12 protein-coding genes and 1 riboswitch are annotated in these 20,507 nt (G+C 61.2%); of the genes, 4 read left to right on the forward strand and 8 right to left on the reverse strand.

The features are described from left to right. Positions 1–34 precede the first annotated feature (34 nt). From J4G38_RS00140 to dxs, 7 genes are all read right to left on the reverse strand, one after another. Positions 35–1,777, reverse strand: a complete 1,743-nt coding sequence (locus tag J4G38_RS00140) for a ribulokinase (RefSeq protein ID WP_210520028.1) — start codon at positions 1,775–1,777, stop codon at positions 35–37. A gap of 166 nt (positions 1,778–1,943) precedes the next feature. Further along, a complete protein-coding gene (locus J4G38_RS00145; protein ID WP_210520030.1) occupies positions 1,944–2,996 on the reverse strand; it encodes an aldose epimerase family protein in 1,053 nt (350 codons plus the stop codon). Between the two features lie 207 nt (positions 2,997–3,203). Next, positions 3,204–4,865 (reverse strand): family 43 glycosylhydrolase, encoded by a 1,662-nt coding sequence (locus tag J4G38_RS00150; protein WP_210520032.1) that lies wholly within the window; start codon positions 4,863–4,865, stop codon positions 3,204–3,206. Between the two features lie 239 nt (positions 4,866–5,104). After that, complete coding sequence (locus J4G38_RS00155) at positions 5,105–6,637, reverse strand: RagB/SusD family nutrient uptake outer membrane protein (protein ID WP_210520034.1); 1,533 nt, start codon at positions 6,635–6,637, stop codon at positions 5,105–5,107. Positions 6,638–6,703: 66 nt separating this feature from the next. Beyond that, a complete protein-coding gene (locus J4G38_RS00160; RefSeq protein ID WP_210520036.1) occupies positions 6,704–9,892 on the reverse strand; it encodes a SusC/RagA family TonB-linked outer membrane protein in 3,189 nt (1,062 codons plus the stop codon). Positions 9,893–10,467: 575 nt separating this feature from the next. Continuing rightward, the gene (locus J4G38_RS00165; RefSeq protein WP_210520038.1) at positions 10,468–11,331 is read right to left on the reverse strand and encodes an aldo/keto reductase; all 864 of its coding nucleotides are present in this window, start codon (positions 11,329–11,331) and stop codon (positions 10,468–10,470) included. A gap of 212 nt (positions 11,332–11,543) precedes the next feature. Next, a complete protein-coding gene (dxs, locus tag J4G38_RS00170) occupies positions 11,544–13,490 on the reverse strand; it encodes a 1-deoxy-D-xylulose-5-phosphate synthase (RefSeq protein ID WP_210520040.1) in 1,947 nt (648 codons plus the stop codon). Positions 13,491–13,797: 307 nt separating this feature from the next. On the opposite strand from dxs, the gene J4G38_RS00175 reads away from it, so the two are divergent. After that, positions 13,798–16,773, forward strand: a complete 2,976-nt coding sequence (locus tag J4G38_RS00175) for a TonB-dependent receptor domain-containing protein (protein ID WP_210520042.1) — start codon at positions 13,798–13,800, stop codon at positions 16,771–16,773. A gap of 233 nt (positions 16,774–17,006) precedes the next feature. Then, positions 17,007–18,086 carry a lysylphosphatidylglycerol synthase transmembrane domain-containing protein gene (locus J4G38_RS00180; RefSeq protein WP_210520045.1) on the forward strand — a complete coding sequence of 360 codons (1,080 nt, stop codon included), beginning with the start codon at positions 17,007–17,009 and terminating at the stop codon, positions 18,084–18,086. Positions 18,087–18,174: 88 nt separating this feature from the next. Here the strand turns inward: J4G38_RS00180 and J4G38_RS00185 are convergent, their stop codons facing one another. Continuing rightward, positions 18,175–18,594 (reverse strand): hypothetical protein, encoded by a 420-nt coding sequence (locus tag J4G38_RS00185; RefSeq protein WP_210520047.1) that lies wholly within the window; start codon positions 18,592–18,594, stop codon positions 18,175–18,177. A gap of 188 nt (positions 18,595–18,782) precedes the next feature. Between J4G38_RS00185 and J4G38_RS00190 the strand changes: the two genes are divergently transcribed. Next, positions 18,783–19,073, forward strand: a complete 291-nt coding sequence (locus J4G38_RS00190) for a LysM peptidoglycan-binding domain-containing protein (RefSeq protein WP_210520049.1) — start codon at positions 18,783–18,785, stop codon at positions 19,071–19,073. Between the two features lie 250 nt (positions 19,074–19,323). Next, positions 19,324–19,440: riboswitch (SAM riboswitch) on the forward strand. Between the two features lie 391 nt (positions 19,441–19,831). After that, positions 19,832–20,497 (forward strand): peroxiredoxin-like family protein, encoded by a 666-nt coding sequence (locus tag J4G38_RS00195; RefSeq protein ID WP_210520051.1) that lies wholly within the window; start codon positions 19,832–19,834, stop codon positions 20,495–20,497. Positions 20,498–20,507: the final 10 nt, after the last annotated feature.

Genomic DNA, 20,507 nt, shown 5'->3' on the forward strand with positions numbered 1-20,507 from the left:
GAAGCATCACTACCACGCCGTTGCAGCGATTGATTTACTGTTGCGGTAGAGATGCTTCGGCAAGCTCAGCATGACGGTCTTTTGCTCCGCTTTCCTGCTCGCTTACCGTCGCGCTTTCCACGAAGCGCCCGAAGGCCTGGTACTGCGCGTAGCGGGCCGCGTAGTCGGCCACGCGGGCGGGGTTGGGCGTGTAGGTTTCGGCAAAGCCGCTGCCCATGGCCTTCTGGGCAGCTAGCACATCGGGCTGAATGCCCGCGGCGACGGCGGCATAAATGGCCGCGCCCAGGGCCGGGGCTTGCTCCGATACCGCGATTTTGATGGGCCGGTCCAGCACATCGGCCAGGGTCTGCATCACGAACTTCGACTTTTTGGCCACCCCGCCGATGCCGATAACCTGCTTTATGGGAATGCCTTCAGCCTCAAACCGCTCCACGATTTGCTTCGAGCCGTAGCAGATGGCCTCCACCAGCGCCCGGAAAATCTGGGGGGCATTGGTGCCCATCGTGAGGTTCATCAGAGCACCTTTCAGGGCCTGGTTGGCGTCGGGCGTGCGGCGGCCGTTCACCCAATCGAGAGCCAGGACGTGCGACTCGGCGGGGTCGACGGCGGCGGCGGCTTCGCTGAGTTGCACCAGCAGTACGTCGCTCATTTCGTCGCGCAGGGCGGCTTGCAGCTCCGGCGTCAGGACTTTCGATTGGGAAAGCACGTTGTGCAGCGGCCACTCCAGAATCTGGCGGAACCAGGCCAGCAAGTCGCCAAAGGCCGATTGCCCGGCTTCGAGCCCCAGCATGCCCGGAATCACGGAGCCATCGACCTGCCCGCAGATGCCGGCCACGAGGTGGCTGCCCACTTCGGCCGTGGGGGCTACCACGATGTCGCAGGTGCTGGTGCCCATCACCTTCACCATCGAATAGGCTTCAATTTCGCCCGCCACCGCGCCGGCGTGGGCATCAAAAGAGCCCACGGCGACTACAGTATTGGTGGTGAGGCCCAGGCGGCTGGCCCATTCCTCGGAGAGGTGGCCGGCTACTTCATCGGCGGTGTAGGTTTCGGTGAATAATCGATTGCGTAAACCGGCCAGTTTTGGGTCGAGGTGGGTGAGAAACTGCTCGGAGGGCAGTCCGTTCCAGCTCTCGTGCCACATGGCCTTGTGGCCGGCGGCGCAGCGGCTGCGCTTGAAGCTGGCCAGCCCGCCGCCGGTGAGCAGCAGCGTTATCCAGTCGCAGTGCTCCATCCAGGAGTGCGCGGCGGCGGCCACGGCCTCGTCCTCGCGCAGGACGTGCAGGATTTTCGCCCAAAACCACTCCGAGGAGTAGATGCCGCCTTCGAACTTGGTAAAATCCTCGCCGCCCCAGGTGCGGGCTTTGTGGTTGATTTCGGCGGCTTCGGCCAGGGCGGTGTGGTCTTTCCAGAGCACGAACAGGGCGTTGGGGTTGTTGGCGAATTCGGGCAGCAGGCCCAGGGCTACGCCGTCGGCATTTACCGGGCCGGGCGTGGAGCCGGTGGTGTCCACGGCCAGGCCCACGATTTGGGCGGCGGGCACGGTTTGGGCCACGCGGCGCACCACGGCCTCCAGCCCTTCGATGTAGTCGAGCGGGTGCTGGCGGAACTGGTTGTGCGCGGGGTTGCAGTATTGCAGGGTTTTCCAGCGGGCGTAGTGGTGCACGGCCTGGGCGACTTCGGTGCCGGTGCGGGCATCTACCAGCAGGGCGCGCACGGAGTCGGTGCCATAGTCGACGCCGATGACGTAGGCGGGAGTGACAGCTTGTTGTTCCACAGTTAATTATCGATGATAGTTTAAAATCTGGCTGTCATGCTTATCTGGCGTCCGCGCAGCCGAAGCATCTCTACCGCTTCGTTGCAACTGCTCAGGCGAAGCGGTAGAGATACTTCGACTGCGCGGACGCCAGATAAGCATGACGTTCTTTTTCTTTCAACTCCCTCTATTTCCGCACGCCAAACGTGTAGGTGCTGGTGGAATGGAAGGTCTCGCCCGGCTTCAGAATCGTGTTCGGGAACCTGGGCTCGTTGGGCGAGTCGGGGAAGTGCTGGGTTTCGAGGCAGAAGCCGGCGTGCTTGCCGTACACGGTGCCGCCCTTGCCTTTGAGGCTGCCGTCGAGGAAGTTGCCGGTGTAAAACTGGATGCCGGGCTGGTCGGTGGTCACTTCCAGGGTGCGGCCGGTCACGGGCTCGTACACGGTGGCGGCGCTGTGCTGGCCGGTGGCGGTGTTCAGCACCCAGTTGTGGTCGTAGCCGCCGGGCACCTGCGCGATGCGCTCACCGATGGCGTGGGGCGCGGTAAAATCGAAGGGTGTGCCCTTCACGGGCTTCAATTCGCCGGTCGGAATCAGGCCGGCATCGACCACGGTGTAGCGGTCGGCGGGAATAGTTACTTCGTGGCCGAGGATGTCCTTGCCCGCGCCGTGGTTCAGGTTGAAGTAGGCGTGGTTGGTCAGGTTGATGGGCGTGGCCTTGTCGGTGGTGGCCGTGTAGTCGATTTTGAGGGCGTTGTCGTTGGTGAGGGTGTACACCACGGTCACGTTGAGGTTGCCGGGGTAGCCTTCTTCGCCGTCCTTGCTCAGGTATTTCAGCGTCAGGGTTTGGCCGTCGGCGGAGGTGCCGGGCTCGGCTTGCCAGATGACCTGGTCGTAGCCGATTTTGCCGCCGTGCAGCGAGTTCACGCCGTTGTTCACGCCCACCTGGTAGGCTTTGCCGTCGATGGTGAATTTGCCGCCCTTGATGCGGTTGCCGTAGCGCCCAATCAGGGCCCCGAAGTAGGGGTTCGCCTTGCGGAAGGCCGGGCTGGTGTAGCCGCTCACGTCATCAAACCCCAGGATTACGTCGCCGAGCTTGCCGTTTTTGTCCGGCACCAGCAGGCTGGTGAGCGTGCCCGCGTAGTTAGTGATGGTGGCCGTGACGCCGTTGGCATTGCGGAGGGTGAAGAGTTGCACCTCGGTGCCATCGGTGGTTTTGCCGAAAGGAGCGGATGTGGGCATGGCGGTAGTGGTTGTTTTAGTAGAATCGGCAGCGGTCGTGGTGGTCGCAGTATGGTCGGCAGATTGATTCGACCCACAGGCGGCCAGCAACAACAGGCCGGGCAATGTGGCGGCCAGAAGCCCGGAACAGCATTTTGAAATCATGAGCAGGAATTTAGGATGGATGCGCGAAGCTAGAGTAAGCGGTGAGTTAAATTATACTGTACCCTACTGAACCGTTTGTTTTTGGGTCACAACCGCCTCGCCCCGCTGCACCCGCACCAGGTAGGTGCCGGGTGATAACGCAGCGGCTACAGCCAGCCGGGTTTGCTGCGGGGCGTAGGTTTGCCGGTGCACCGGCTGCCCCAGCAAATTGAAAACCAGCACCGTGGTGGCTTCCGCATCTTTCGTGGGACCAAGGTCCACGGTGAAGGCCCCGCGCTCGGCCGGCACCGGGTAAATGCTGACGCCCGCCAGCCGCTGGCCGGCCGCGGTGGCCAGGGCCGTGCTGGTCAGGCTCCAGTGCTGGCAGGTGCAGCCGTTGTAGTCGAACAGGCCCAGCTGCACGCCGGGGTTGGCCGAGGCGAAGGGGACTTCCACCACGCGGTTGCCGTTGAGGCTGGCAAACACGAGGGTGCCGTCGCTGGCCCGGTCAAGGTGGTATTGCTGGCAGTCGTTGCCAGCGTAGACGCTCAGTTGCAGCAGGGCCCCGTTGGCATCGGAGCAGTTGGCCACGCTGGCGGCCAGGCCGCCTTGCGCATTCGTAATCTTGTAGTTGCCGTTGCCGAGGGCTGTAAAATCCCACTGCTGGCAGGCCTGGCCGGTGCGCACAGCCTGGGTGATGGTGCTGGCACTGGCGCAGCCGCCCGCCCACACCAGGCCGTTGCCGGCCGTGGCAATTTCGTAGCGGCCGGTCCTTACCCAGTCGCGGCTTACCACGGGCCAGTCGGTGGCGTCCCAGGTCAGCTGGGCAATACCCAGCTTGGGCGCGCCGGCATCGTAACCGTCGTAGTAGTGATGGGAGAAATAGGTGATGCCGTTTTCCTCAAAAATGCCGGTGTGGCCCGGCCCGATGTAGCGGCCGGCGGCGTTCAGCAGCACCGAGCCGCCGTTGTTGTTCAGGTCGGCCCCGGTTTTGTCGAGAAAAGGGCCAGTGGGCGACGCCGAGCGGCCCACCTGAATGTAGTAGGTGCTGCTGGTGCCCTGGCAGCAAGTGCCGCGGTTGATGAACAGGTAGTACCAGCTGCCGTGCTGCTTCACGTAGGAGGCTTCCACCCCGCCGTTGGCCACGGCGGCCTGCGTGGTGCCCACGGGCTTGCCGGTGGTGGCATTGAGCTGCGTGATGCGGATGCCGCCGAAGTACGAGCCGTAGGTCAGCCAGAGGTTGTTGCTGGCATCCCGGAAAATGGCCGGGTCGATGGCATTCACCGCACTGCTGTTGTCGGTCGAAATCACCTCGCCCTGGTCCTGCCACTGATAGCTGGGGCTGGTGGGGTCCAGCGTCACGTTGGTGGCCAGCCCAATGGCCGACACCCTGGAGCCAAACGTGGAGCAGGAGTAGTACAGGTAGTATTTACCGTTCTGAAACACGCATTCCGGCGCCCAGAAATTGCCCGTAAAGCCGGGCACGCGCATGTTTATCCAGCTGGGGTAGGCGTTGTTCACAAACACGGCGCGCGGCCCCGGCGTCCAGTTCACGAGGTCGGTCGAATACATGCTGTAAATGCCCTGGCCGGTGGCAAACACCCAGTAGGTATTGCCGCTCTTGATGATGGTGGACGGGTCGTGCACACCCTGCGCGCCTTGCAGCGCCTGGGCCGGCCGGCCGGCCGCAAGCAGCAGCCCCAGCAAGCCGAGCGCCCGAAAAAGACGAGGAAAAAGAGTGCGCATGAACGTGGGAATTCTGAGAAGAAAGGACTGCGGAGGCATTTTTCTGTCGGTGGCAAAACCAACCATCGGGCGGAATAGCCGCCCCAGGTTGCAGCCCGGAACGGCTAGCTACCCACTATTTTACTTAGTTGTTAGTTGCTCGTTGTTAGTTGTTAGTTGTTAGTTGTTAGCCAGTAGTTGTTAGTTGTTAATCAAGATATTGTGTGCAGACCAGCAACTAACAACGAGCAACTAACAACTTAGTACCCCGGGTTCTGCTTGACGTTGGGGTCGATGTCGATGTCAGACTGCGGAATGGGCAGCAGCTTCGACTTGCCCAGCACGAAGTTATTGAAGTCCACGTCGCGGGTTATCAGGTCGTTGAGGCCGGTCTGGTTGTCCAGCAGGCCCCAGCGCAGGATGTCGAACCAGCGCTGGCCTTCGCCGGCCAGCTCGCGGCCCCGCTCGTTGCGCATGGACAGCCGTAGCGTACTCTGGGTGTAGCTGCCGGCCACTATCGGGGCCAGCCCCACGCGCTGTCGCACCTGGTTCACAAGGGGCACGGCGGCAGCCGTCTGGCCTTGCTCATTCAGGGCTTCGGCTTGCAGCAGTAGCACGTCGGCATAGCGAATAACGCGGAAGTTGATGCCCGAGGTGAAGTTTTCGGGCGTGGTGCGGGTGCGGTCATTCAGGTACTTGCGCCAGTACTGCTGGCTGGGGTTGTAGCCCAGCTGGGCGAAGGTTTTGCCATAGAACTGGTCGGGGTTCACACTGCTGATGATGGAAATATCGCGGCGCGGGTCGATGCGGTGCTTAGTAGTGCTGCCGGGCGCCAGGGCCACCGTCGAGTCGGTATAAACGTCGAGCAACCAGCGGCGGGGCTGCACATCGGAGAATGAATAGATGGGCGGGCCGAAGAAGTTGGGCCGGTCGTAGGCTTCTGAAGCCGAGGCGTTGTCCTGGCCCTGGCCCACGTCCAGCGGCGAGCCCGTGTACTGCACCTCAAATACCGACTCGCTGTTGTTCTCGTTGGCATCGGTGAAGTTATCGAGGTAGTTGGGCACCAGCGAGTAGGTATTTGAAGTAATGATTTGCGCGAACAGCGCCGAAGCTTCGGGGTACTTATGCTGCTGCATGTACATCTTGGCTAGCAGGGCCTGGGCCGCGCCCTTGGTGGCCCGGCCCCTGTCGGCCCCGGTGTAGGTGAGCGGCAGGTCGGGGATAGCGGCCTGCAAATCGGCAATTACCTGGGCTTCTACCTGGGCTGGCGTGGCCTGCGGCGCACGGGTTTGAATGGTGGATTCGGTCAGAACCAAGGGCACGTTTCCGAAAAACGAATCCAGGTCGAAGTACATGAGCGCCCGCACAAACCGGGCTTCGCCCAGCAGCCGCTTTTTCAGCGTTTCGTCCATGGCAATGCCGGGCACGTTAGCCAACACCTGGTTGGTCCGGTAAATGGTCCGGTAGTAGTCGTTCCAGGCAAAAGCCGAGATGAAAAAGTTGTTGTCGTTTTGAATGAAGCGGGTGAAAATGGCCAGGTCCACGAAAGGGCTCTGGCTGTACGACTCGTCGGAGCGGGCCGTAATGAACTGCCAGGAGTGGCCGTAGCAGGCATATTGCTGCACGCCCGAATAGCAGGCATATACGCCTTTAACGGCATCGTCCGAGGTTTTCCAGAACTGCAGCGTGGACGGCGCGTTGGGGTTCGATTTATCCAGCAAGTCCTTTTGGCATCCCGTGGCGAGCAGCAGGGTGCCCGCCAGCAAAAGCGTGGAAATGGAGCTGATTTTCATACAAGTGGGAATTTAAGACGGTTGGTTTCCGAGCTCCGCCATTGGGGGACCGGCCCGGAGTAGAGGTTAAAAATTGGCTTGGATACCGCCCGTGAACGTGCGCACGTTGGGGTAGATGGCGTAGTCGATGCCGCGCCCAAAGAATTCCGTGCCCGGGGTTTCGGGGTCGAAACCCGAGTAGTTGGTCACCGTGAACACGTTGCGGCCCGTCACGTACACCCGCACGTTGCTCAGGTTGGTCACCTTGCCAATCACCGTTTTCGGGAGCGTATAGCCAATCTGAATGTTGCGCAGGCGCAGGTAATCGCCTTTTTCCAGCCAGCGGGTGGTGTTTGCCATGGCATTGGACGAGGCCGCCGCGCCCAGGTTGCCGGCGCCCCCGCCCTGTAGCAAGCGCGGCGTGGTCGTCGAATGGTTTTGGGGCGTCCAGGGCTGCACGTCGGCCTCGTAGTTGTTCGGCCCGTTGTAGCTTTCCAAGGCCAGTTTCGCCTCGTTGTAGATGTAGTTGCCGGTTACCGACTGCAGGAAGACCGACACATCAACCCCCTTGTACGCCGCCGTCAGGTTGAGGCCCATTTGCAGTTTGGGGAAGGGGCTGCCCGCAAACACCCGGTCGTTGGTGTCGATGCGGCCGTCGCCGTTGGTATCCTTATAGCGCACATCGCCGGCCGAGGCGTAGGGCTGAATTATGGTACCCTTCGCATTTTTGTAGCTGTTCACTTCGTCTTGCGACTGGAAAATACCGTCGAACGGAATCAGGTAAAACTCGCCCACCGGCTGCCCTACCTGCGTGCGGGTCAGGCCGAGCGCATCCGGAAACGACTGGCCTTCGGTGGGCACCGCGGTTACTTTGTTGTTGAGCGTGGTCAGGGTAAAATCGGCCCCGTAAGTGAAGGCCTTCCGGTTGTCGTGGTAGCCCAGGGCAAATTCAAAGCCCCGGTTTTCCAGGTTTCCCAGGTTTTGGTACACGCTGCCGCCGAAGTTGCCCAAGTACACCGGCACAATGACCGGCGCCAGCGCTTTTTTGGTTTCGGAGATGTAGTAATCCGCCGACAGCAGCAGGCGGTTGCCCAGCAAGCCGAGGTCCAGCCCCGCGTCTTTGGTGTACCGTTCCTCCCACCGCACGTCCGGGCTGCTGAGGGTTATCTGCGCGGCGCCGTTGGCGTTCAGAATATTGCCGTTGCCGTCGACGTAGTTGATGTTGGGTCCCAGCACCGGGGAGGGCAAATAATTGCCGCCGTAGGGGCCCACCAGGCCGTCGTTGCCATTTACCCCGTAGCTGACGCGCAACTTCAGGTTGCTAACGGCCGGCAGCGCATCCTTGAAGAAGTCCTCCTCGCTAACGCGCCAGCCCAGGGAGCCGGCCCCGAAATTGCCCCAGCGGTTAGCTGGCAGGAAGCGCGAAGACCCGTCGCGCCGGAAGCTCGCCGAAGCCAGGTAGCGGTTCTTGTAATCGTAAGTAGCCTGAGTGAAATAGGACCGCCGGGAATTTTCGGTCGTGGTGCCCGTCACCACGCCCGTAGTTCGCCCGGCGCTCAGCTGAAAGTAGTACTGTCCACCGTACTGCCCAAAGCCCTGCGTCTGGGCCCCGGTGTTGTGAATGATGTTGCGCTGCTCGGAATAGCCCAGCAGCACGTTTACGTGGCTGTCGCCCAAGGTCTTGTTAAAGTTCAGAGTATTCTCGGCCAGCAAAAAGGCATCGTATCCTTGAAATTCAGAATAGGAAGAGGTGTTGATGGCCGTGTTTTGCCGCAGAATGCCTTCTTTCTGGGCGTCGGCGTTGCTATACAGGTGCCCGTCCAGTGCCATGTTCAGGCGGTAGGTCAGAAAGTCGAAGATGGAATACTCGGCGCTTACGTTGCCGGCCAAGCGGTTGTCGTTCTGCTGCCGGTTCAGCAGGGCTTGGGCCCCCACAGGATTGGTGGCAAAGGTGTTGAGCGTAGTCGAGCCCACGCCGAATCCACCCGGGTTGGCGGCGTCGTACACCGGAATGCTGGGCAGCTGCCGCAGCACGTTGACGAACGGCGCGCTGTCGCCGCCACCGTTGAGCAGCGTCGTGTTAATGTGCGTCAGCTGCGCATTTTCCTGAAACTTCAGCCGGCCCTTGGTCAGCCCCGAGTTGAGACGCAGGCTAAAGCGTTGAAAATCCGGGCCCTTCACGATGCCTTCCTGGTGGAAATAATCGGCGGAGATAAGGAAATTAGTTGCGGTTTTGTCGGCCGCGCTGCCCCCGGAAAAGCTCAGGTTGTAATCTTCGGTGACGCCGGTCTGGAAAAACTCCTTTTGCCAGTCGGTGTCCACGTTGGGGTTGAACGCTCCGCCCGGGCCTTTCACCGCGCCCGCCAAGCTGTTCTGGCCGGCGTTTAGCGGGTTCAGGCCGGCATTGGCGTAGGCCTGCACCACGCGGTCGGCCCACTCGCTGGCGTTGGTCAGGCTGTAGCGCTTGTAAATATTGTCGAACCCGCGGTAGGCATTAATGCCAATGGTGGGCGCCCCGTTCTTGCCTCGTTTGGTGGTAATCTGAATTACGCCGTTGGCCCCGCGCGACCCGTAAATGGCCGTGGAGGACGCATCTTTCAGCACGTTCAGGGTTTCGATGTCATTCGGATTAAGGTCGCGAATATTGTCCGTCCAAAGCCCGTCGATGATGTAGAGGGGCGCGCTACTGGCATTGCCCAGCGTCCCAATGCCCCGAATGGTGATAACCGGCGTATCGCCCGGCCCTCCGGTGCCCTGCACCTGCACCCCCGCTACGCGGCCTTGCAAGGCTTGTGTGGCCGTAGCCACCGGCGCTTTGGTTGCTTCCTGCACGTCGAGGCTGCTCACGGCGCTGGTTACGTTCTGGCGGTCCTGGGCCAGGTAGCCCACCACCACTACCTCCGACAGTCCCTGGGCATTCACCACCAGGCGGGTGTCGATGCTGCTGCGGCCGCCCACCGCAACTTCCTGCGTTTTGTAGCCCACGAAGGAGAAGACCAGCGTGGCATCGGCGGGCGCTTCCAGGCTGTAGCGGCCGTCGGCGTCGGTTTGGGTGCCCTTGGTGGTGCCTTTCACCAGCACCGTGACGCCGGGAATGCCCGCGCCGTTTTCATCGGTAATGCGCCCCGTGACGGGGGCATCGGCCGCCCGGCGGGAGGTGGCCGATGGGTGGTTGAGCGCCGAAGCTGATGCCAGGCCGATGGTCGGCCCGAACAACAAGCCCCCGAGCAGTACCGGCACTACCAGCGCCGGCATCTTGGGTACTGTCTTTTTCATAAAGAACATGGTGGGAATTGGTGAGAACAAACACAATCGATTGTGTAATGAGAGGCCACAACCGGCAATTTCATAAGACTGGAAAGGCAATCCTTAAGAAGAAAGAAGGAACAACTGCAGCGCTTAAATAAACCCGAAATCAGCGCTCATAAGCTTAAAACAATCATTTTAACTCCTTCTGCACAAAATATAGTACTGCTGCGCGGTCATTGTACTCGGCTAGAAGTCGGACAATGTTAATGTAAATTGTTTGAATTATCAATTTATCGATTGTTTTTTTACCCTCGATTAGCAAAATATTATCCCGCCCTTTGCTTTTGTCGGGCCTTCCTGGGCCGCGCGTGCCGGTCTGGCCGGCCGGGCCGGCGTGCCCGGTGAAATGGGCCTACGCGACGTGCAGCTGCTCGCAGCCATCTACCGGGCCGCCGAAACCGGCCAGAAAGTTTCGACCAAGGACGTAGCCGCCGTCCTGAACAAGGTGAGCCGGTAGGGAACGGGCCGGTGCCGAATAATAAAAAAGTCCCCGCAGCTGTAGCTGCGGGGACTTTTCATTGCATCAAGCCCCTTGCTCAGAATCAAGCACCGATGGCGTCCAAGGCCTTCATGTCTTCGGGCGAGAGCTGGATATCGGCGGTTTTCATGTTCTCTTCCAGGTGCTTTACCTGGGAAGTGCCGGGGATGAGCAGGATGTTGGGCGAGTGGTGCAGCAGCCAACTCAGGGCTATTTGCTGCTGGGTGGCGCCGTGCTTCGCGGCCAATTGGTCGAGGGCGGCCAGGGCTTCTTTGTTGCCGCCGGCCAGCGGGAACCACGGAATGAAGGCCATGCCCTGCTCGCGGGTGTAGTCCAGCTCGGCTTCCCACTTGCGGTTATCCACGCTGTACATGTTCTGCACCGACACGATTTCGACGTACTCCCGGGCCTTTTTAATGTCCGCTACGCTGACTTCCGACAGGCCGATGTGCTTTATCAAGCCGTCTTTCTGGGCCTGTTGCAGGAACTTAAGCGTATTCTCAAACGGCACCTTGGGGTCGATGCGGTGGAGCTGGTACAGGTCAATCTGGTCGAGCTTGAGGCGCTTGAGGCTGCCGTGCAGCACTTCCTCCAGGTGCCTGGGGCTGGCATCGACGGGCCATTGGTCGGGGCCGGTGCGCAACAGGCCGCCTTTGGTCCCGATGATGAGGCCCGGCTTGTAAGGGTACAGCGCTTCGGCAATCAGCTCTTCCGAGACGTTGGGGCCGTAGCTGTCGGCAGTGTCGATGAAGTTGACGCCCAGCTCCACGGCGCGCTGCAGCACCCGGATGGATTCGTCGTGGTTGGCCGGCGGGCCCCAAATGCCCTTGCCGGTGATGCGCATGGCCCCGTAGCCGAGGCGGTTGACGGTGAAGGCGCCGCCGATGGTGAACGTGGTGGGGTAGGGGGAAGTGGTGGTGCCGGCCATTAGGAATTTGCTTAAAGGTGAACCTTGCCAACGTTCTGGCGAGGACGTCGAATAAGACAACCCATACTGGTTATTGTTTGCCTCGATACCATCGTCAGGTACAGCCAATGCCTTGCGCCACTACCGTTCATAGCCTCGGGCAAATCCACCAAGAAGCCCCCGCAGCAGCAGCTACGGGGGCTTCTTCCTGTCTCAAAAAGCGTCGCTTCTAGTTACCGCAACACCGTTTCCCGCGTTGCGCTGGTCACCTTGGCGCTCAGCTCGCGCACGGCCTGGGCAATGCCGGCGGCATCGAAACCGCACTCTTTGTAGAGTTCGTCCTGGGTGCCGTGCTCCACCACGCGGTCGGGGATGCCGAGGCGGGCGACGGGCAGGTGGAAGCCGTGGTCGGCCAGGAATTCGAGCACGGCCGAGCCGAAGCCGCCGGGCAGGCAGCCGTCTTCCACCGTCACGATGGCGCGGTAGCGGCGGGCCACGTCGCGCAGCATTTCCTCGTCCAGCGGCTTGCAGAAGCGCATGTCGTAGTGGCCGGCATCAAGGCCTTCGGCGCGGAGCGTTTCGGTGGCTTTCACGGCGTAGTTGCCGATGTGGCCGATGCTGAGAATGGCCACGCCGCCCTCTTCGCCTTCGCGCACCACACGGCCCGTGCCGATGGCCACGCGCTGCAACGGCGTGCGCCACTGGGGCATCACGCCCTCGCCGCGCGGGTAGCGGATGCTGAACGGGCCGGCATTTTCGGGCAGGGTGGCGGTGTACATCAGGTTGCGCAGCTCCTGCTCGTTCATCGGGGCCGAAACCACGATGTTGGGGATGCAGCGCATGTAGGCCAGGTCGTAGCAGCCGTGGTGAGTGGGGCCGTCGGCTCCGGCAAACCCGGCGCGGTCGAGGCAGAACACGACGTGCAGGTTTTGCAGCGCCACGTCGTGCACCACTTGGTCGTAGCCCCGCTGCATGAACGAGGAGTAGATGTTGCAGAACGGAATGAGCCCCTGCGTGGCCAGGCCGGCCGAGAACGTGACGGCGTGCTGCTCGGCAATGCCCACGTCGAAAGCGCGGTCGGGCATGGCGGCCATCATGATGTTCAGCGACGAGCCCGAGGGCATGGCCGGCGTCACGCCCATGATTTTGTCGTTGGCCTCGGCCAGTTCCACCAGCGTGTGGCCAAACACGTCCTGGTACTTGGGCGGCTGCGGGGTAGAGGGCGTTTTGCGGTAAATCTCGCCGGTAATTTTATCGAACAAGCCCGGCGCGTGCCACAGCGTCTGGTCTTTTTCGGCCAGCGCGTAGCCCTTGCCTTTCACCGTGACGCAGTGCAGCAGCTTGGGACCGGGAATGGTTTTCAGGTCGTTGAGGATGGTGACGAGGTGCTGCACGTCGTGGCCATCGACGGGGCCGAAATAACGGAATTTCAGGGCCTCGAACAGGTTGCTCTGCTTCAGCAGCGTCGCCTTCATGGCGGCCTCCACTTTGCGGGCAATCTGCTGGGGGTTCGGGCCGAACTTGGAGAGCTTGCCGAGCACATTCCACAGCTCGTCGCGCACCTTGTTGTAGGTGCGGGAAGTGGTGATGTCGGTGAGGTATTCCTTGAGCGCGCCCACATTGGGGTCGATGCTCATGCAGTTGTCGTTGAGGATAACCAGCAGGTTGGAATTGGCCACGCCGGCGTGGTTCAGAGCCTCGAAGCTCATGCCGGCCGTCATGGCGCCGTCGCCAATCACGGCGATGTGCTGGCGGTCTTTCTCGCCTTTGTAGTCCGAGGCCACGGCCATGCCCAGCGCCGCGCCAATGCTGGTGCTGCTGTGGCCCACCCCGAAGGCATCGTATTCGCTTTCGCTACGCTTGGGGAAGCCCGACATGCCGTGGTAGCGGCGGTTGGTCGGAAATTTATCGCGCCGGCCGGTCAGGATTTTGTGGCCGTAGGCCTGGTGGCCCACGTCCCACACCAGCTGGTCGTAGGGCGTGTTGAACACGTAATGCAACGCCACCGTGAGCTCGACCACGCCCAGGGAGGCGCCAAAGTGGCCGCCGTAGATGCTCACCGAGTCGATGATAAACTCCCGTAGCTCGGTGCTCAGTTGGACTAGCTGCTCGGGGGCGAGCTTTTTGAGGTCGTCGGGCGAGTCAATTGCCGCGAGGAGCGGGCCGGGTTCAACTATCATCAGAGCAGGCGTCGGTGGGGTTAGTGACGGAGGGTAACCGCTTGACCCGCTAAAAGATTATCGGGCCGGCACAAAGGTACGGTTGCGGGCGAAGTGCGGTTGTTGAGACCGAAGGAATTCAGGCCTTGGTCGGGTTTTACGGTTTGATAATCTAGTTTCTATCCCGGAAAGCTGTTATCTGCGGGACCTTTGCCTACAGAGCAAGTCTGATTCGGCCGGCTGGCGGTTATACTGCTTTAAACCATTAAAAAAGCTGCTGGATGCAACCTCCGGCTCCGACTACGGCACTTTGGCCGTTATGAATTGTATGAAACGAACCTTACCGGCTACCGCCGTATTGCTGACTGTCCTGCTGGGCATCAACCATTTAGCCGCCGGCCAACCTGGCTCACCGGCCGGCACACGCCCGGCCGCAGCGGCACCCCGCGCCGCCGCGGGCCGCATCACCGGCACCGTGACCGACGCGGCCAATGGCAAGCCGGTTTCCTACGCCACCGTGTCCGTAATTGACCCCGCCACCAATAGCTCCGTGAACGGCGGGGTGTGCGGCGACGACGGCAAATTTGTGCTGCCCGGCATCCCGGCCGGCACCTATACAGTGCAGGTCAGCTTCCTGGGCTATAAAAACGAGGACCGCACCGGCGTGGTGGTGCCCGCCAACGGCGTGGTGAACCTGGGCACGGTGGCCCTGGCGGCCTCGGCCCAAAAGCTGGGCGAAGTAGTGGTGACCGGCCAGAAAGCCCTGATTGAAGAGAAGGTGGACCGCACGGTGTACAACGCCGAAAACGACCAGACCACCCGCGGCGGCGACGCCACCGACGTGCTCAAGCGCGTGCCGCTGCTGAGCGTGGACCTCGACGGCAACGTGAGCCTGCGCGGCAGCTCCAACATCCGGGTGCTTATCAACAACAAGCCCTCGGCCATTGCGGCCAGCAGCATTTCGGATGCCCTGAAGCAGATTCCGGCCGACCAGATTAAGACCGTGGAAGTCATTACCTCGCCTTCGGCCAAATACGACGCGGAAGGTTCGGGCGGCATCATCAACATCATTACCAAGCAGAACAACCTGAGCGGCGGCACCCTGGGCATCGATGCCAGCGTGGGCACCCGCAGCAGCAACCTGAGCCTGCAGGGCAGCTACCGGACGGGCAAAATGGGCTTTTCGCTGGGCGGCTTTGGCCGGGCGGGCTACAACATTCCGGGCAGCTTTACGAACCAGCAGACGGCCCGAAACGCGGCCTTCACGTACACTGACCCCACCACGGGACTGCCCGTGACCGTTGGGGCCAGCACGTACACCACGCTGCAAACGGCCGATACGCGCCAGCAGCAAGCCTTTGGCCGCTCGGTGCTGGGCTGGGACTACGACATCAACAAACACAATTCACTCACGGCTTCGCTCTCGTACGGCGCCCGCAACTCGCACAACTACCAGGACGGCCTGCGCACGATTTCGAACTCACCGCAGGGCAATTCGCTGCGCGACGTGAATACGGTGGACAACTCCGGCACCGTGGACGCCAGCCTGAACTACACCCACACCTTCGAGAAGCCGCAGCAGGAATTCAGCCTGCTGACGCTATACAGCCGCAACGACCGCACGAACAATTTCACGAACACCCTGCTGAGCTCCGACTCAAACTCGCCGAGCCTGCGCAACGAAAACCCCAGCTCCAACGAGGAATTCACGGTGCAGGCCGACTACCAGTCGCCCATCGCCAAAACGCAGATTCTGGAGTTTGGAGCCAAGGACATTCTGCGTCGTGTGAACAGCGACTACAGCTACTTTGAGGCCACGGGCGCCAACGGCGAATTTGTGCCCAGAGCGGGCGTGGGCCTGAACAACGGCTTCAACTACCGCCAGAACGTGACGGCCGGCTACGCGGCCTACACCCTGGGCCTGCCCAAAGGCTTCACCCTGAAGCCGGGTGTGCGCTACGAGTACACCACCATCACGGCCGACTACAACACCGGCCTCGGGTCCGTCTCCATTCCCAGCTACGGCGTGCTGGTGCCCAGCGTGAACTTCTCGCGCAAGCTGGCCAACGGCAACGTGCTGAAACTGGCCTATAACCGCCGCATTCAGCGCCCTTCGCTGCAATTTCTGAACCCCAACATTCAGGCCTCCAACCCGCTCATCATCACGCAGGGCAACCCGAACCTAAAACCCGAATACACGAACAACTATGAGTTGGGCTACAGCACACTCTACAAAAAGGCCAACCTGAATTTCTCGGTATTTGCGCGCAACACGACCGGCTCCATCCAATCGGTGCGCCGGCCAGAGCTTGACGCCAACGGTGTCGGCACCGGCGTGCAGCGGGTTACCTACGACAACATCGGCCAGGAAGACGCCTACGGCGGCAGCGTGTTCGCCAGCATCAACAGCGGCAAATTCAGCCTGAACGGCGGCGTGGACGCCTACTATGCAGTGCTGAATAACAAAGTATCCGATGTGCTCTACAACGCCAGCAACAAGGGCTTTGTGGCCAGTGGCCGCCTGTTTGGCAACTATAAGCTGACTGAATTCTGGGGCCTGCAGGCCTTCGGGTTCTACCGCGGCCAGCAGGTGCAATTGCAGGGCTACCAGAGCGGCTTCGGCATCTACAGCCTGAGCATCCGGCGCGATTTTGCCGAGAAAAAGGGCAGCATCGGCTTTGGCGCGGAGAACTTCTTCACCAACTCCATCACCATCCGCAACCAAGTCAACACCCCGCTCCTGGACCAGAGCAGCTCCAACGTGCTGCACAACATGAGCTTCAAAATCAACCTCAGCTACCGCATTGGCAAGCTCACGGTGGCCCCTACCCGCAACGGCAAAAGCATAAATAACGACGACCTGAAAGGCGGCGGCGAAGGCGGGGGCGGGGGCATGGACCTCGGCGGCGGTGCTCCCGGCGGCGGCGGCGGTGCCCCGGCCGGTGGCGGCGGGCGCCCTGCCGGAGCAGGTGGCCAGCGGCCAGCCGGAGCAGGTGGCGCTGCGGGCGGCTACCCTGGGGCGCGCCCCGGTGGAGCACCGGGTACTGTGCCCGGGGCGCAGCGCTCCGCTCCGACTGACAGCACCAAAGCAGCGACCGACTCGACCAGAACCCAGCCGACCACGCTGCCCGGTGCAGTACCCGGCCGGCCCCGGCCCACGGCCCAACCGGCCGACTCGACCGGCCGCAAACCTGCCACGCCCATCAACGGCAACCCCATCAACTCGCCGGCCAATACGCCCTCGCCGGGCACCACTACGCCGGGCGGCATCACGCCGGCGGGCAGCCCGGGCGGCCGGCCGTAACGGCCGGATGGCTTGAGAAAACAGGCACGTCATGCTGAGCGCAGCCGAAGCATCTCTCCCGCAGCACCAACTCATTCGATTGGATTAGCTGCGCGGCGGAGAGGCTTCGGCTCCGCTCAGCATGACGTTTTTGCGTTTCGCCCGCCGTTTTTCAATCCGACGTTTTAATTGATTCTTAATCGGGAACCACCCGGCCAACCCCTACTTTTGCCCGGCTGCCACACCCCCGCTCAATGACCGATAAACTCACCGCTTCCCTCCCCGCAGACGACGCGCATTTTCTGCAGCGGCTGCAGCCCTCACGGCTCATTCTGCCCATCGTCATCGGCTTGGGGGTAGTGGGGTTCATGTTCTGGCGAAGCTACAAGCCGGGCGATTTGGCCCCGCTGGCCCACGCCAAATGGGAGTGGCTGCTCGTCACGCTGCTGGTGCTGCTGGCCCGCGATTTCGGCTACATCTACCGCATCCGGCACATCGCCGAGCGCGAGCTGACCTACCGCCAGAGCCTCGACGTGATTATGATTTGGGAGTTTTCGTCCTGCGTGCTGCCCTCGGCGGTGGGCGGCACGGCGGTGGCCTCCTTCATCCTGAACAAGGAAGGCATCACGCTGGGCAAATCCCTGGCCTACGTGATGGTTACGGCCCTGATGGACAACCTCTACTACGTCATCATGGTGCCGTTGGTCGTGCTTATCGCGGGGGCCGGGCTCTATCCGCACGAGGCCATGCAGGGCGCGTTTATCGCCACGCTGCGGGTGGTATTTGTGTTCAGCTACGTGGCCGTTACGGCCTACGCGGCGTTGATGCTGTACGCCATTTTCGTCAATCCGAAGTCGGTGCGACGGGTGCTGGTGCGGCTGTTTTCGTGGCGGCTGCTGCGGCGCTGGCAGCGCAAAGCCTACCAGCACGGCCAGGAAATGATGGATGCTTCGGTGCAGCTGCGCGGCAACCCGCCCGGCTATTGGTGGCGCGCCGCCCTCAGCACATTCTTCGTCTGGACGGCCCGCTACCTGGTTATCGGCTGCCTCATCGCCGCCTTCGTACCGATGGACGTGGACACGTTCCTGTTCATTTTCGCCCGCAACCTCACCTACAAAGTGCTGCTGCTGCTGGCCATCACGCCCGGCGGCGCGGGCATCGTGGAGGGCGCGTTTCCCACGTTCTTCGGCAAGTTCATTGGCACGGCCACGCTCACCAGCTTCATGGTGCTGCTCTACCGGGTGGTCACGTATTACCTGTACCTGGTGCTGGGCAGCATTTTCCTGCCGCGCTGGGTGGCGCGGGTATTCGTGAAGCGGCCAGTAGCAGCTTAGGCTGGCCTCAATTGCTCGGTTCTACTACACAAAAAGGGCCCGAACCATGTGGTTCGGGCCCTTTTTTAGGATTAAGCGCGAAGCTGCGCTACTCTTTTTCCAGCATCAGCGCGGCACCGTCGGCCGACTTCAGCGTGAGCTTGTCGTCGGTCAGGGTTTCCACGGCGAAGGTGTTGCTCGTGGCCGAGCCGTCGGGGGTCATGGTGATGGTTTTGCCGGCCTGGTCGAACGTGTACTTGCCCGATACGGCGCCGCTGGCCCCGGTCATGTTGTAAGTACCGTTGGCGAAAATGCGCAGCTCCTCCTGCTTCTGGGCATCGGTCTGCTTCACTTTGTCGCCGGCCGTGTCCGTTTCCTTGGCGGTTTTCCACACCTTGCTATCGGTGCCGTACAGCATGTTCACGCCTTCAACTTTGCCTTTATCGTTGCTGCACGAGGCGGCAAACAGCGACACCAGTAGCAACAGGCTGGCGAAATAACGAAGCGAGAAAAGTGACTGAGGTTTCATGAGCAAAAGGGTATTGGTGAAAGAATGAAGACACTAAAGCCCAGCATTGCGGGCTCGTCGGCTTACGGCACAGACGCAAAAGAGTTTAGAACGAAACCTCCTCAACACGGGTGCGTATATGGCCCCGGTTAGTTTACCCACCCGTAATTTCTGACCGTGTCTATCCTTCATCTAATCCGACCGAACTCATGGGACTCCTTGATTTTCTTAGCGACAAAGGCGAGCAGAAGCCCGTCGAGCCGGCAGCTAAGCCCGCCGGTGGCACCGATTTTTTTGGCAACAACGCCGCAGCTGCCAATCCGAGCACAGCCGGAGATTCGTACACGGTAGTGAGTGGTGACTCCCTCTCTAAAATTGCCAAGCACCACTACGGCGACGCCGCTAAGTGGCACCAGATATACGACGCCAACAAGGCGCTCATCGGCGACAACCCTGACCACATTGAAGTGGGACAGGTGTTGACCATACCTAGTCTCTAGGTACTTTTTTGCAGAAAAAAGGTGAGAAAAGCCACTCCGTTTCGGGGTGGCTTTTTTGCGTTTGGATGGGCTGGCGATTGGGCAAAAACCGCACGTCATGCGGCCTCTCGGCGGTCCTACTCACCCCGTTTTCTACTCAAAATTCCCGACTTCACCAAATAATTTACACGCATATTTGGCCATAAAAAAATTCCTTCCGTACATTTGCCCCACCACCCGGTACTCCTCGTTAACGGCGAGACAGTTTTAAGTTTTATACAGAAGCGGCGAGAGACTAGGCTCCGTGACCCGCTGGCAACCTTCGATACTGCGAAAGGTGCCAATTCCTACCCACTCCCGGCTTTGGCCAAAGTGGGGCATATGACTCAAGTGCCATGGAAAAATCTTCTGTTTCCGTCTTCTCCGACCCGACCACTCCGGCTGCTTTGCGCGCTGCGGTGTCGGGATTTTTGTTTTCGGACCTTGTCGGCCGGAACATTGCATCGGCCCCGGCCCGCATGCGAATGTGCTGTTGTCGCCCGTGTTGTTGCTAAGCTGATTCCGGCTTAGGCGCCTTCGCCTTTTTTTCTTCGTGGGAATACCGTTGTGCCCGTGCATGCCAGCTTTGGCCGCATTGGCTTACCGAATACGATAAATCCGGCCACTGCCGGCTCGTTCCAGCACTATTTCAGGCCGTTAGCCCCGCCCAGCAGTCCCGCGGAGAAACCCCCTCCCCTTTTTCAATTTGGTTTTCTCCTCCCGATTTTCTCCGCAATCGCATGTCCACGCTCACTGCTTCTCCTTCCATTCAAGCTGAACTGGCCGCTACGGCCCAGCACCTGGCCACGGTGCTGCCCGCCACCGCGAGCCAGACCATTGATGCTGGCATTGCCGCCGTGCACGCCGCCGGTCTCGTTCAGCACAGTCTCCGCGCCGGCCAGCCCGCGCCGGATTTCACCTTGCCTGATGCCACGGGCCATCCTGTTTCGCTAGCGACGCTGCTGGCCGCCGGGCCGGTTGTGCTCGTGTTCTACCGGGGCAACTGGTGCCCGTACTGCAACGTGCAGCTACGTGCCTACAACCAGGCGCTGGCCAGCTTCAAGGCCCTGGGAGCCACGCTGGTGGCCGTTTCGCCTCAAACGCCGGACCTCACCAGCCTCACGGCCGAAGAAAAAGACCTGCACTTCCCGGTGCTCAGCGATACCGGCAATGCCGTGGCCCGGCAATACGGGCTGGCCTACCGGGTGGGCGATGCCGTGTACCACACGCTGCACGGCGTGGGCATCGACCTGGCGGTATTCAACGGCGACGACAGCGGCGAACTGCCCCTGACGGGCACCTTCGTCATCGCCCGGAATGGCACCATTACCTGGGCTGCCACCGAAGCCAATTTCAAGCAACGGCCCGACCCTACCCTGATTCTGGCGGCCCTGGCCCAACTCTAAAAAACCAATT

This window comes from Hymenobacter terricola, assembly GCF_017921975.2.
GTDB classification, from domain to species: Bacteria; Bacteroidota; Bacteroidia; order Cytophagales; family Hymenobacteraceae; genus Hymenobacter; species Hymenobacter terricola.